The organism is Bacteroidia bacterium (assembly GCA_025056095.1).
Taxonomy (GTDB): domain Bacteria; phylum Bacteroidota; class Bacteroidia; order JANWVE01; family JANWVE01; genus JANWVE01.
In genome coordinates, this window is sequence record JANWVW010000061.1 from 1 (window position 1) to 13,406 (window position 13,406).

Below are 13,406 nucleotides of genomic sequence, written 5' to 3' on the forward strand. Positions count from 1 at the left end.
CAAATTCTATTCTGAATTGTTAAAAAAATATGATAAATAAACTCATTTGTGGAGATACCTTGCAGGAACTGCAAAAACTGCCAGATAACAGTGTAGATATGGGTATAACCTCGCCCCCTTACAACAAACAAGAAAATAAAAAAGGCTGGTTGGTCAAAAATGTCAAGTACGATTTAGCAAGCGATAAAAAAAACGAACATGAATATCAACAAGAACAAATAGCTGTGCTCAATCAATTGTATAGAATAATCAAACCAGGAGGAAGTTTTTTCTACAATCATAAAATACGTTGGGAAAAAGGAATTCTTTTGCATCCCATTCAGTGGATTTGTCAAACAAAATGGCATATTCGGCAGGAAATTATTTGGGATAGAATGATAGCAGCTAACCTTAGAGGTTGGCGATTTTGGCAAGTAGATGAACGTATTTACTGGCTGTATAAACCTAAAAACGATACTGACCTGGTTGGCGAAGAGTTGCTTTCCAAACATGCATTGCTTACCTCTATATGGCGCTTCAATCCTGAGCAAAAAGTAAATCACCCTGCACCGTTTCCTATTGCGTTACCTACGCGTTGCATTTATTCTATTCTCAACGAAAACCCTGGAATAGTCATAGATCCCTATTGCGGCAGTGGAACTACTTGCGTAGCGGCTAAACTCCTAGATAAAAACTACATTGGAATTGATATTTCTCAAGAGTATTTAGACCTTGCCCAAAAACGTTTGGATAACTATTGGCAAGAAAAAGCTGCAGTACAAGAAGAACTTGATAAACATACAGTTAGAAAAACTTTTCAACAACGTAAAGAAGAAGGACTTTGGGACAAAAAACTTCATAAAAAATCTCAATATCCCGATTTGTTCAAAACTAATCTCTAAACTAAAAATCGTATAAAGTCTACTTCCTGTTTATCTTTTCAAGGCTATATTTTGTTTTTCATGTTTTTGGTTCAGATACACATTTTACAAAAATTAGAGAGATATGAATTCTTTTTTTGGCGTACCCTTGTAGGCAAAGCCCACAAGGTCAGCGTGCTGCGGGTTACATGCGGAATGCCCCGACCCTTGCGCAGCAAGGGGCACGCCCAAAAAACAAAACTATTTTTTAGACAACATAAAAACTTTTATTTTTGCAAAAGTATGGATTTTTTACCTCCCGAAATTGAAGAATATGCTCGCCAGCATACAGAACCTGAACCTGAACTATTACAACAACTCAACCGTGAAACCCACGCCAAAGTCCTATATCCCCGCATGCTCTCCGGACACTTTCAAGGGCGATTGCTTAGCCTAATCAGCAAAATGATACGCCCTAAATACATTTTAGAAATTGGCACTTATACAGGCTACTCCGCACTTTGCTTAGCAGAAGGGCTACAACCCGACGGCAAACTCATTACTATCGACATCAACGAAGAACTAGAAAGTATATGCCACAGATACTTTGCACAATCTAAATACCACTCGCAAATAGAGCTTAGAATAGGTGATGCTCGGGCTATCATTCCGCAACTCAATTACCCTTTTGACCTCGTTTTCATAGATGCAGACAAAGAAAATTACCTTTTTTATTACGAAATGCTCATTCCCAAATTGCCAAAAGGGGCTTTCATCTTGGCGGATAACGTATTATGGAGTGGTAAAGTATTAAACGAAGAACATAAAGATAAAGAAACCCAAAGTTTGAGAGAATTTAATACCTACCTTCTCAAAGACATTCGTGTAGAAAAACTATTGCTTCCTATCCGAGATGGCTTGATGATAATCCGAGTAAAATAAAGATGAACTTTGTACGACTTCTATTCTTTTGGAGTATAATGGTTGTACAATTACCTGCCTTAGCTCAAATCGCAGCACAAAAATATCCTGAATTGGATACAAAAAAATACCCTGACTTTTGGGCAGACTATGAAACTTTAAGTACTATCAATGAACTTTACTACGGCGGACTAAATACGCAAGATGCCGCAGTTCTACGCTCACAAGTGGAAAACCTGCAAAAAAGCGACTCTATTATTAAAGTCTGCGAAAAAAAATACCAAAACTACATGCAAAAGTATCATCAAGTATATCGCAAACCTTCGGGCATGGAAGATGTATTTCAAGATGCTAAAAATGGAGTTAGCTTATGCTATAAGCAAATTCACAGCTTACGCACAGACATGGAAGCAATTAGCCGAACGGCTTACCATAAAATAGACAGCTTACTTACGCTTTATCTTAATCAAAAAATACTGGTAGATGAAACCAAAAACTCACTTTTTTCACCCAAAAGCGAACTTATCAAGCATCTTAATGTGTATATAGCCTACCAAGGAATGTTGTATTTGAAAGAACCTAATCCTCAACGCTTGATAGCCATTGAAAACGCAAAAGCTAGAGTAAAAACTACTTATCATACTATACGGATGCACTTGTTAGAAAATTCGGAGTTGCTTCCTGAAGTCTATACTGGGAGCGATAAAGAAAAAATCAGGGAATTTATTCGCAAAAAATGGAATGAAAAATATCCCAAAGATGAAATTCTCAAAATCGTTTTAGCAGAAAAAGAATGGCAGAAAGAAGATGGAAGGTTTTTTGACAGTCAAAAAAATGAAGTGCGGTATTATGACAAGTCCCTGTTAGCTTTGGTAGTAATCAAAAAGGAAAAAAACATAGCAGAAATGTGGCAAACCGACCTCAAACGCCATGAAAGTACCAAAGATGAAATTATTCTTATCCAACTTAACAAAACCCCGGATACCTACATGGGAGAAATTCTAATAGAAAAGCTGCAATAAATGTACGTATGAACGAAACATTGAAAATTATTCACCATTTTGGAACTTGGTTATGGTTGGCAGGTTTGTCTGCCTATTGGTTGCTACGGTATAAAAAACAGGACTTTCTTACCGAAGGATATAGAGCTTACTTTAAGCGCAGATTTACCCCTTTAGCTATTTTCGGAATGGTGATTATTTTCGGTTCAGGAATGGGACTTTTAATTACCGCTAATTATGTCGGTATAAAAACAGTACCTACTTGGTTTACAGTCAAAATGATTTTGTTTCTCTTGCTTTTTATTGCAGGACTCAACGCGTGGGGCATAGATGTGGGCGTAGTTAAACGAATAGATGAACTTAAAGTACAACGCAGAGAAATTCCTGTGGAAGAAATGCATAGTCGCATTGGCAAAATCAACAAAATAATGGACATTTTTATTTACATAGCCATTTTTCTTACAATTTTGGTTTTTATCATTGCGCATATTAAGCCCAAATGGTAAAGATAGACCTTGCCCAAGCACATCATTTTTCAGCTATTGTCAACCTTATTCAGCAGGAAGAACCTCATTTCACTTGGGAAACTTTTCAACAGAAGTATCTTCGGCATGCTCAAAATATATTGCTTGTAGCTCATAAAGGCGATAAAATCGTAGGTTTTATTGGCGGATTGTTTTCTCAACTACGAAACAATGACGTAATTTATTGGGCTGTAGATGCAGTAGTAGATGCGCAGCACCGAAAGCAAGGTATAGCCACGCAGCTTTTAAAGAGTTTAATTTTCTACGGAAAGTATGTAATCGGCATAGGTGTCAAAAATGCCCATATTCTTAAAGCCGAAATCAATGCAGGTTTTAAGGTCAGTAGGCATATACATACTTATACAAGTTACCCTGTGTTACCTCAAAGATTGACTTTGCAACCCGTTTCTTTACAGGAGGTAAAAAGTTTTATTTTACACACGGCTTGGCAAAAAAATACTCACGATATTGATTGGTATTTTCAAAATACGGTGAGCTATGAAATAATGAAAGACACTTCACTACAAACTTTTGTGGTTTTGAAAAAAGAACCTTTCGGACTTCGCTTAATGGAATGCTCGCAGGATAAAAATTATTTTTCTATGGTAGTCAAAGCAGTGCGGCATTATCACCAAAAGGTACGGTTTTTAGTCAATAGGCGGCAAAGTTTTTTTATTCAAGCAATGTACAAAGCGCTTGCTTTACCTGCGTTCAAACCTGAAATTCTTATCTACACTCACGACTTTATGTTAGATTTGCCTATCTACTTTGGACATTCCGATTGGTTTGCCTACTAGTTGCTTGTAAATTGACTATATTTTTCTCGGCACATTTTTCAGAAATTAAAATTTGAAGAATATTTTTTTGGGCGTGCCCTTGTGGGCAAAAGCCCACAAGGTCGGCGTGCTGCGGGCTACGCTAACGCTTCGGTGCTGCGCTTCGCTACGCACCGTGCTGACGCACGCCCTCCGCATGCCTCACGCAAGAGATCTCTGAAACAACCATTTCTCTGTATCTTATGCAAAGTTTTAGCTTGTAAGTAGCTGTACTTCAATGTCAAATAAGGTAAAGACATAATTGCACAGGTCAACTGCGTGAGGGGCATGGAGCATGCCGTTAGGCAGTGCGTAGCGTTAGCGAAGCACCGAAGCGAAGCGCAGTGCGGAATGCCCCGACCCTTGCGTCAGCAAGGGGCACGCCCAAAAAATACCTTCTTCAAAAATTATCTGAACAATAAAAAAATTTCACTCTATCGGAATTCTCTTACGTGTCTTTTGTATCCAACGCGGTAAAATCAACGAACCTATTATCAAATACGGATAATACGAAATTAACCGCCATAACAAAGCAATAGTAGAACTCATACCACTAATGATGTACTTACCCAAAAAAGTAGGAAAAATAGCTTCCGCTACTCCTGCTCCACCTGGGGTGGGTGATAAATGCATAATTACCCACATTACCAGCAATCGCCCATATATCTGCGCATGAGTAGTTACTACTCCCTCAGGTACTAACACAATTCCTATTGCTTCTATCAAACAATTGACCAAAAAAAACCTACCAATCCAAACTACCATCGTAACACTGACCAACTTTACCCAAAATGAAGCAGAATAACCTTTTAGTTCGTAAAAAGCTACAGTAAAATTATTTACCTCCCGCATAACAGGTTCATGAAAGCGCTTTAATATACGGGTGCGAAAAAGTTTATCTATCCATCTTGGAATTAAGTGCGGGTTGATGAACATTGTATATGAAAGAGTTACACAGTAAAATAAGTTGATTAAGTAACTTAATAAAAGCAGCGTAGAAAGCGGAAAAGGAAATGGCGATTTGCCACCGTAATTTTCGAAAACTTCAGCCATAGTCGGAAAAACATGCGAGTATCCTGCTAGTAAAACCACCGTAGGCACTGCCCAAACATAAAAAAATTGGTCAATTACTGCTGTGAGCAAAACAAAAGCAGTACTTTTACCTGCACTGAACCCCTCCCGATATAAAAAAACTACGGCTAATCCCGTTCCCCCTATAAAAGCAGGCATCATAGCTGTACCAAACTCCCATAACATGATAATCTCAAAACTTTTATACCAACTTAGCTTATCCTTGGAAATAATTTTTATCCGATACATGTAGCCTAAATCTCGAATGAGAATAAACAGAGCCCCTATTAGTATCCAATGTAGCTTAGCGTTGAGGAGTTTGTCTATCAATTCAGGGTGATAAGCTTGATGCACAAAATAAGCACTTGTCCCTAAACCTATCACTAAGGGGATAAGTAAGCGTTTGTAACCTAATTTTTTTTGTAATTTACTTTCTTGTATATCCACTTTTATGCACAAATATAGAACTTTTTGAGTTTAGTATTCTTTGCAGAGCTCAACAGTACTTTTTTTACACAAAAAGCCTATTGGCGGATTATGCTTGCTGATACTTACCCATATTTTTGTGATTTTACCATTGTCAAAAAAAGAATTCTGCACGTATTGTTTTTCTATTATCGTTATAATGTGTAGCGCCATTTCTTCTAGCAATTTGAAATTGTTTTTCATCACTTGTGCCACCAGGTTAGCTATATCAGCGTAGTTGACTGTTTGAGATAGGTTTTCAATTGGGATTTCTCTACAAAGTGTAATCGCTATATCCACATCATAACGGTTACCTGTTTTTCTTTCATGCTCTTCTACTCCGTGAAAGCCGAAGTAGCTTAGTTGGTTTAGCTTTATGACATAAACGTAAGACATACAAAAAACGCCCTTTCTAAGGGCTTGTAGCGAGGAGGGGGATCGAACCCCTGACCTTAGGGTTATGAATCCTACGCTCTAACCAGCTGAGCTACCTCGCCAAAATTGCGCTGCAAGTTTAGGTATATTTTTCAAATTTTCCAAATTTTGAGCATAAATGAATGTCTATTTTAGAGGAATAAAGCTGCCATTTTGTTGCTAACAAGCGGCAATAGTTTACTCAATCATCACAAAAGCACCCCAATAGTACGGCTCTTTATACTGCTTGCGAATTTCTTTCTGTGCTGCTTCAAACGCTTTGCGCTTATGCATGCCCTTTTTTTGCCAATTTTCATAAAATTTGGTCATCAACAACTGCGTAGCTTCATCGTTTACTTTCCACAAACTCATGATGATGCTCTGCGCCCCCGCTACCTTAAAAGCACGCTGTAAGCCATAAACTCCTTCCTTACTTGCTTGCCCTAAACCCGTTTCACATGCACTTAACACAACCAACTCCGTACTATCTAACTCCATATTCATCACTTCAAACGCCGTTAATTTCCCATCTTCCTTGTCTAATGGACGCATCTCCATCCTATCATAATCTACTACGCCTGCAAACAAAAGTCCTGCATTGAGCATTGCCTGGGTAGAGCTCTGATACTGCCCTTTCTTGAAATATCCATGCGTAGCAATGTGCAAAACACGCGGATTTTTCAAAGACTTGATAAATTCCTCCGTAGCATCTGCTCCTGTTACAGTAACCGCATTCGACAAAAAATTACAAATTTGTTTAACTTCCCGCTCTGCCCCTTCTAATTGAGATAAGTTCTCTATGCTCCGCTGCTCAATGGGCTTTTCATTGTCTTTTGTATCTAATTCAAGATTAAATTTAGGATTGCCAATTAAATAGCTATTCTTGCTTGCAACGCTTTTTTTTTCAAGAAGGTCTTTGCTATTCGTTACATTTATCACTTCTACCTCATCAAACACGTATCTATTCTGCTCTACGTTGTATAAAGTAGAAACGTTGATTTTGTAATAAATCCCATCAGGTGAAAAGAAAACTTGTTTGATATCTTTAAGTTTGTCTGCAAAAGCTTTCCAAAAAGCGTTGTAACTGTATGGGTCTAAAATTTTATGCCGAGTACTGCGATAGTAGTTAATAAAAAATTGTTTTTCTAGCATATTTCCGTAGGGCAGCAAAATAAGTTCAGGGTACTTACTCCATTTAGTTATCAATAATCCAAAATAGACTACACTATCTTTGTTGGCTTCTACTTGCACAATTTCAATTGCCGCTTGGTTTTTTGTCAGTTTATTTTGAATATCTTTCCAAGTGATAGGTTTGGGTACAAACGTATAGGCAAAATCTTCGCTTTTTAACGCAAGTTGCTTTTCTAATTCATTAGCCTGCTGCGCCAAACTGTCTAAATTGATTTTCTTTTGTTTTCTTTCATTATAGGTTAAATTTTGGGCTTTAGCATATTTGTCTTTAGTTAGTTTCCATTCTACATATAGTTTTTTAAGTTCCTCATCTTTACTATTCAAAATACGGTTTTTGATTTTTTCTGTGCTTTGCAAAATAAGCCCTTTGGTTTGTAGAATTAGATTGTAACTCTCTTGTGTGATAACAGGATTTTGTGCGTATCTTTTCAAAGCAAAATTTTGAAAGCTGTTTAAGTATCGATTTATATTCGCTTGAATATATTTTTCTTTTTCTTCTTCTGAAAGAATTTTGAAATTACTTTCAATTTCTTTGAGTTTGATTTGAATAGCTTCTAGAAATAAAGCTTCAGCTATTTCATACTGATTTCGGGTTTGATATAATGAAGCCAAATTATTACAGGAATTAGCATAATCAGGATGTTCTTTTCCCAGCACCTTGGCACGAATCTCTTTGGCTTCCTTGAATAATAGTTCAGAGTCAACATATTTGCCCTGAACTTGATATAACGCAGCCAAATTATTGCAAGAATTAGCATAAAGTGGATGTTCCTTTCCTAGCACTTTGATGCAAATCTCTTTCGCTTCTTTGTATAATGGTTCAGCATCAGTATATTTGTCTTGAGCATAGTATAACCCTGCTAAATTACTAGAATAAGTAGCATAAAGTGGATGTTCTTTTCCCAGCACCCTGGCACAAATCTCTTTCGCTTCTTTGAATAACGGTTCAGCATCGGCATATTTGCCTTGATCCTTGTATAATAAAGCCAAATTATTACAAGAAGAAATATAATCAGTATGTTCTTTTCCTAGTACTTTGGCACGTATCTCTTTAGATTCCTTGTATAGCACTTCAGCCTCAGCATATTTGCCTTGAGCATAATATAATGTAGCCAAACCATTACAGGATTGAGCATAATCAGGATGTTCTTTTCCTAGCACTTTAGCGCGTATCTCTCTCGCTTCTTTGTATAACAGTTCAGACTCAGCATATTTACCTTGAACTCGGTATAACAAAGCTAAATTATTACAAGATTGAGCATAATTAGGATTTTCTTTTCCCAGCACCTTGGCACGTATCTCTTTGGCTTCCTTGAATAACAGTTCAGCCTCAACATGCTTGCCTTGATTCAGATATAATGTAGCCAAATTATTACAAGAATTGGCATAATCAGGATGTTCTTTTCCTAGTACTTTGGCACGTATCTCTTTGGCTTCCTTGAACAACAGTTCAGCCTCAGCATATTTGCCTTGATCTGTGTATAACCCAGCCAAATTATTACAAGAAATAGCATAATCTAGATGTTCTTTTCCCAGCACTTTGGCAAAAATTTCTTTTGCTTCTTTATATAATACCTCAGCCTCAGTATATTTGCCTTGACCTTTGTATAACAAAGCTAAATTGTTACAGGAGTAACCGTATCTTACTTTATCCTTTTCCTTTGTCCAAGCACTATCTTTTTTGGCGTAAAACTCACCTTGTTTATATAAGCCTGCATAGTAACAGTTTTCAAACTGTGCATTTAAGATATTGCTATAATTTGTATCTTTTACTTGAACTTGTTTTTCATACAGTTCTAATACTTTATCACCCCATTCTACAGCTTTTTTGTATTGACGCTTCTCTTGATATTTTAAGCAGCTATCGTACGCACTTTGCCAAGATTGGGCAAAAATAGATAAAATCGAAAAAGTTAGAATACAGAAAATGGGCAATTTCATACCTCAAAAGTATGAAAAAATCAGGTTAATAAAGATAGGTGTTTTTTATTTTGGGCGTGTCCCTCGCTAACGCTCGGGTCGGTGCATTCCGCACTACGCGTGCGCTGCGGTGCTACGCTCACGCTTCGCACTGCCTAACGGCATGCTCCATGCCCCTCACGCAGTTTTACCCTGCATTTTGGGGTTTTACCCTGTTTTTAAGCATACTCTTGCTTTACCTTGTTTGATGCTTATTTTCAGTTATTTGCAAGATTAAACTTTGAGTGGATAAAGTTAATCTACTTGCAGCGCTCCTTGCGTGAGGCATGCGAAGGGCAAGCCGTTAGGCTTGGTGCGAAGCCCCTCGCCCACACTTTTACTCTTGCCTAGGGGGTGGGCGGGTGGGGCGCAGCACCGAAGCGAAAGCGTAGCCCGAAGCACGCCGACCTTGCCCACACAAGCGCAAGCGACGTGTGGGCAAGGGCACGCCCAAAAAAAAGATAATCTTTATCGCACCACAGCAAATTTACTTACTTTTTTATGCCCTTTGTCATCTTCTGCATAAAATAGATACACTCCACTAGGCACTTCCGTTCCTGTAATATCTCGTAAATCCCAAAAACAACCCCCATCGCCATCTTTCTCCTCTAACTCCTTGACTAAACGTCCATTGGCTGTAAAAACTTTTATTCTTGCCATTTTCGTCAAGTTTGCAAAACGCACTCCACTGAGAGTACTGTTTGCTCTATAAGGATTAGGATATACAAATACCTCATCTAAATTCTCTTTGTACTGCGTAAAAGTGGCGACATCCCCTATACCTGCCTTACTTTGCCATCCATTTATGGCTACAACATTCCGCATTTGAATGGAAAGAGGATTGCCTAAAGCACCAAAAGCAGCTTGTTTTATCTTTATTTTAATGGCTTTTTGAGCACTACCCTCCCAAGTAATCTGCTCAATACTACCTATGGGCGTAAGTGTGTAATTGTTTAAATTTAGAGCAGTATTATTGACAGGTGTATTAAATTCAATAATCGCTTCATGGGCATTTATACTAAACCAGCGACTAAATATCACTGCATTATCTTCAGGTTTTGAAGGTACAGTAAAAGCAGCCATTTTGTACAAAGAATTTACGTAAGCCTGTTCTTTATCTAACAAAGTAGTATCTACATGCAAAATGTACGTGTTCGGCTGCAAAAGTTGATTAAACCTTAGCAAAACCTTTCTGCTATCCCCCAACGCTATGGCAGATTGCGGGGACAAAGTATCATTCAAACGTATTTTCTCCAAAGGAATATGATAGGCGTTCATGGGATTAGCAAAGTATGCTATGCACTGTTGATTACCAATATACTGCACAGAGTCTAACTTATTCAAAGGATGTGGGCGTAAAATAACTACATTATAGCTTAACGGGCTGACATTTGTACCTTGTACTACTTCGACAGCATATAAATACAATGAGTCGCTGGAAAGTCCTGTGTCTTTGTATAAGGTATCCGAAGTTAGTGCAATAGTAAACACGGTGTTCGGTATGTTTTGCTTAAAACCTTTGCTTCTATACACTCTGTATTGCACACTTGACGTAGCAGAACGCTGCCATTTGAGTAAAGTACTACTAGGTCCTGTAACAAAACCTAAAAGTTGATTAGTAGGCTGCACAATATAGTCTTGAAATTCAAAAAATATGGCTTTTTCACCATCACTAAGAGAAAATTCTGCTTTGCCATTTCCGTTAAAATCGTACGCAATGTGAGAAGCATTGATAGTACCGTAATAAAACCAGTGTGGTTCATATTTTTGTGTAGCGGAATTGTACCGAATAATGTACGTTTTGGGATAAAACGAAAAAATAATTTCCTCCCCTGCTTGATTATCCACATTGTAGGATAGAGCTGCATTAAAGGGGGTATTAGCTGTTTCGTAAAAATACAGCGAGTCTTTGACAAAAAATTGATTGTTGCCACTGCTGTGAAAAAATCGCAGTTTCCAAAAGGGTGCGTCGTACTCTTTATCTGCATTTTTTAAGGTAGAGGTGCGTGTAATAACACAAAAGTCTTCTTTGCTATCGTTATCAAAATCTCCTTGAATGAGCAATTCGCCTGCATACCAAAGTGAAGTTTCGTTTTTGTAGATAAGGTTGAAAGTAGTGCCGTCAAATTCATAAATTAAAATATTTCCGCCTAATGTGCCATAAACAATATCAGGATTGCCATCGTGGTCAAAATCACCGTAGAGCGCGCGTGGAGCTACCGAACCTTGATAATTACTGCTCACATCGGGTAAGGTAAAATTTCTAACAAATCCGCTACCTGTGTTCTGAAAAACTACATAATCCCTAAAATCTTTGGCTAAAATATCTTTTAGGTTATCTTGATTAAAGTCAATGAATTGAGCAGGGTAGTATCCGTTTTTGAGGTTGCTGTATAAAATTTGTTTAGGCAAAATCTGTCCTGTACTTTGTTGAGTTACATAAAACGAGTCTTGAATGGAGTACAGCATTTCAGGTTTGCTATCGTTATTGATGTCTGCTATGTCTTTGATAATCCAACCTGAAGAGCCGTTTTTAAGTGAATCTATGGGATTGAATTGATGAATAACATTATACTCATACGCATATATGCCTCTGAAATCATTTTTACTGTCTAATAAGGTCAAAATGACTTCTTTTTTGCCGTTGTTATTCAAATCGGTAACTTTGGGTAAGTACCTACCGAAAGGTAAGGTAGGGGAATTGTTTAACGGTACATACTGGTCTTTACTGATAAATTTTTGCGTAGAAACAAAGTTAAATGTGCTGCTTTGTGCAGTCAGACCTGCTGCATTTGTGCATTTTACGTAGGCACTGTACGTAGTGTTAGGAATAAGAAAATTATTTGGGATGAGAAAATGGGCATTTTTAGTACGTTTATCAAAGGTTAAAGTTTGCCAAGTAGTGCTAAAAGTTGGTTTGAAGTACAATTGATGTACAGCAATATCATTTGAACGCACTTCTACAAAAATTTTTTGTTCGTCGTTATCCCAAATAGGAGCAACATTTTTAAGTTGGATATTAGGCGGAGTTTTGTCTTTCACAAAGTGTACTCTGTCTTCGAGAGTAGTGCCGTTAGTCAATTCTACGGACAAGCGCAAAGTGTAGGAGGTATCCAATAATGTGCTTATGTTCCAAATGGCTAACGTGTCTTGGTATTTTTGGGTATTTTGGTTGAGGGTAATATTTTGCCAAACCGTAGGGTTTTCTGTTCCTATAGCATAATAAAGGTGATATTTAAGCAAGTTGGGATGTAGTACGTTTCCAATAATAGCAATGGCGTTTTTGTCTGAACCTGTGTCATTAGCAGGGGAGAGAATTTGAATCATAGGTGTGCCTGTCAATAGCAGCGCTTTGTAAATGTTTAACCTTCCTGCACCTGTATAGTTATCCCAACCAGGGTTGCCGATATCATCTGCGGAAGAGCATAGAATAGTACGAATTTGTGCAGGTAAAAGTGTAGCATTTTTGCTTTTGAGCAGTGCTGCGGCACCTGTAACCATAGGAGCTGCTGTAGAAGTACCGTTAAATGTGCCATAATAGCTGGGTGTGGTACTAGTACTATCGTACCATGCCGTAGTATAAATTCTTGAACCTGGCGCGCAAAGGTCTATATTGATGCCATATCCACTAAATTGCCATAAAAACTCGGTATTTGTTACAGGATTAAAGTCTGATGCAGAAACGGCAATAACTTCGGGAAAGTTAGAGGGATAATGGGGATCATCGCCAATGGCATTACCTGCCGAAGCTATCATTGTAATATTTTTTTGATAGGCATACTGAATCACATCGTGCATAAGTATGGAAGGATACACATCGCCAAAACTGAAATTAAGGATAGGAATTTGATTATCTGCGGCATAAATGATAGCACGGGCAATATCATCATCTTCACCTATACCTGAAGCGCTAAAAGCGCGTAGTACCACAATTTTGCACTCGGGGGCAATGCCTGCTATGCCGATAGTGTTGTGTGCAGCGCTAATAATTCCTGTAACCAAAGTACCATGACCATTGTCGTCAAAAGGGATGGGATCTTCAAAGAGGTAATCTCCACCGAAGGGGGCGCGAGGTTGATGCGTAAAATCGTAACCTATAACGTCATCTACATAGCCATTATTGTCTTGGTCAATTCCATCTAAATCGCCCCCTTGGGACACTGGTTTAGCCTCAAAAGTGCCGTTATGGTTAATGTCTTCGGCACT

At 38.0% G+C, this 13,406-nt stretch carries 12 protein-coding genes and 1 tRNA gene; 6 read left to right on the forward strand and 7 right to left on the reverse strand.

Going from position 1 to position 13,406, the window contains the following annotated elements:
- Positions 1–29: 29 nt before the first annotated feature.
- The 5 genes from NZ519_06440 to NZ519_06460 all read left to right on the forward strand — a co-directional run bounded on the left by NZ519_06440 (position 30) and on the right by NZ519_06460 (position 4,082).
- Positions 30–881 carry a site-specific DNA-methyltransferase gene (locus NZ519_06440; GenBank protein MCS7028390.1) on the forward strand — a complete coding sequence of 284 codons (852 nt, stop codon included), beginning with the start codon at positions 30–32 and terminating at the stop codon, positions 879–881.
- Between the two features lie 261 nt (positions 882–1,142).
- Complete coding sequence (locus NZ519_06445) at positions 1,143–1,781, forward strand: O-methyltransferase (GenBank protein MCS7028391.1); 639 nt, start codon at positions 1,143–1,145, stop codon at positions 1,779–1,781.
- A 38-nt stretch (positions 1,782–1,819) separates the two neighbouring features.
- On the forward strand, positions 1,820–2,782 hold the full coding sequence (locus NZ519_06450; GenBank protein ID MCS7028392.1) for a hypothetical protein: 963 nt from the start codon (positions 1,820–1,822) through the stop codon (positions 2,780–2,782).
- Between the two features lie 8 nt (positions 2,783–2,790).
- Positions 2,791–3,267: a hypothetical protein gene (locus NZ519_06455; protein MCS7028393.1), complete on the forward strand. Its 477-nt coding sequence runs from the start codon at positions 2,791–2,793 to the stop codon at positions 3,265–3,267.
- On the forward strand, positions 3,261–4,082 hold the full coding sequence (locus NZ519_06460; GenBank protein ID MCS7028394.1) for a GNAT family N-acetyltransferase: 822 nt from the start codon (positions 3,261–3,263) through the stop codon (positions 4,080–4,082). The genes NZ519_06455 and NZ519_06460 overlap by 7 nt, the downstream gene beginning before the upstream one ends.
- A gap of 45 nt (positions 4,083–4,127) precedes the next feature.
- Here NZ519_06460 and NZ519_06465 read toward each other — a convergent pair whose 3' ends face one another.
- From NZ519_06465 to NZ519_06490, 6 genes are all read right to left on the reverse strand, one after another.
- On the reverse strand, positions 4,128–4,259 hold the full coding sequence (locus tag NZ519_06465) for a hypothetical protein (protein MCS7028395.1): 132 nt from the start codon (positions 4,257–4,259) through the stop codon (positions 4,128–4,130).
- On the reverse strand, positions 4,199–4,390 hold the full coding sequence (locus tag NZ519_06470) for a hypothetical protein (GenBank protein ID MCS7028396.1): 192 nt from the start codon (positions 4,388–4,390) through the stop codon (positions 4,199–4,201). Before NZ519_06470 ends, NZ519_06465 begins: the two co-directional genes overlap by 61 nt.
- 139 nt (positions 4,391–4,529) lie before the next feature.
- Positions 4,530–5,618 (reverse strand): flippase-like domain-containing protein, encoded by a 1,089-nt coding sequence (locus NZ519_06475; protein MCS7028397.1) that lies wholly within the window; start codon positions 5,616–5,618, stop codon positions 4,530–4,532.
- Between the two features lie 30 nt (positions 5,619–5,648).
- The gene (locus NZ519_06480) at positions 5,649–6,032 is read right to left on the reverse strand and encodes a dihydroneopterin aldolase (protein MCS7028398.1); all 384 of its coding nucleotides are present in this window, start codon (positions 6,030–6,032) and stop codon (positions 5,649–5,651) included.
- A gap of 27 nt (positions 6,033–6,059) precedes the next feature.
- Positions 6,060–6,133 (reverse strand) — tRNA-Met (locus tag NZ519_06485).
- A 115-nt stretch (positions 6,134–6,248) separates the two neighbouring features.
- Positions 6,249–9,182 (reverse strand): tetratricopeptide repeat protein, encoded by a 2,934-nt coding sequence (locus NZ519_06490; protein MCS7028399.1) that lies wholly within the window; start codon positions 9,180–9,182, stop codon positions 6,249–6,251.
- A 298-nt stretch (positions 9,183–9,480) separates the two neighbouring features.
- Between NZ519_06490 and NZ519_06495 the strand changes: the two genes are divergently transcribed.
- Positions 9,481–9,726: a hypothetical protein gene (locus NZ519_06495; GenBank protein MCS7028400.1), complete on the forward strand. Its 246-nt coding sequence runs from the start codon at positions 9,481–9,483 to the stop codon at positions 9,724–9,726.
- On the opposite strand, the gene NZ519_06500 is transcribed toward NZ519_06495, so the two are convergent.
- Positions 9,669–13,406 (reverse strand): S8 family serine peptidase (locus NZ519_06500; GenBank protein ID MCS7028401.1); only part of this gene is annotated, 3,738 nt, incomplete at its 5' end. The genes NZ519_06495 and NZ519_06500 overlap by 58 nt on opposite strands.

Bases quoted from the DNA above. Each gene is read 5' to 3' on its own strand.
- NZ519_06440 (MCS7028390.1), top strand. From the start codon at position 30: ATGATAAATAAACTCATTTGTGGAGATACCTTGCAGGAACTGCAAAAA.
- NZ519_06445 (MCS7028391.1), top strand. From the start codon at position 1,143: ATGGATTTTTTACCTCCCGAAATTGAAGAATATGCTCGCCAGCATACA.
- NZ519_06450 (MCS7028392.1), top strand. From the start codon at position 1,820: ATGGTTGTACAATTACCTGCCTTAGCTCAAATCGCAGCACAAAAATAT.
- NZ519_06455 (MCS7028393.1), top strand. From the start codon at position 2,791: ATGAACGAAACATTGAAAATTATTCACCATTTTGGAACTTGGTTATGG.
- NZ519_06460 (MCS7028394.1), top strand. From the start codon at position 3,261: ATGGTAAAGATAGACCTTGCCCAAGCACATCATTTTTCAGCTATTGTC.
- NZ519_06465 (MCS7028395.1), bottom strand. From the start codon at position 4,259: ATGCGGAGGGCGTGCGTCAGCACGGTGCGTAGCGAAGCGCAGCACCGA.
- NZ519_06470 (MCS7028396.1), bottom strand. From the start codon at position 4,390: ATGCCCCTCACGCAGTTGACCTGTGCAATTATGTCTTTACCTTATTTG.
- NZ519_06480 (MCS7028398.1), bottom strand. From the start codon at position 6,032: ATGTCTTACGTTTATGTCATAAAGCTAAACCAACTAAGCTACTTCGGC.
- NZ519_06490 (MCS7028399.1), bottom strand. From the start codon at position 9,182: ATGAAATTGCCCATTTTCTGTATTCTAACTTTTTCGATTTTATCTATT.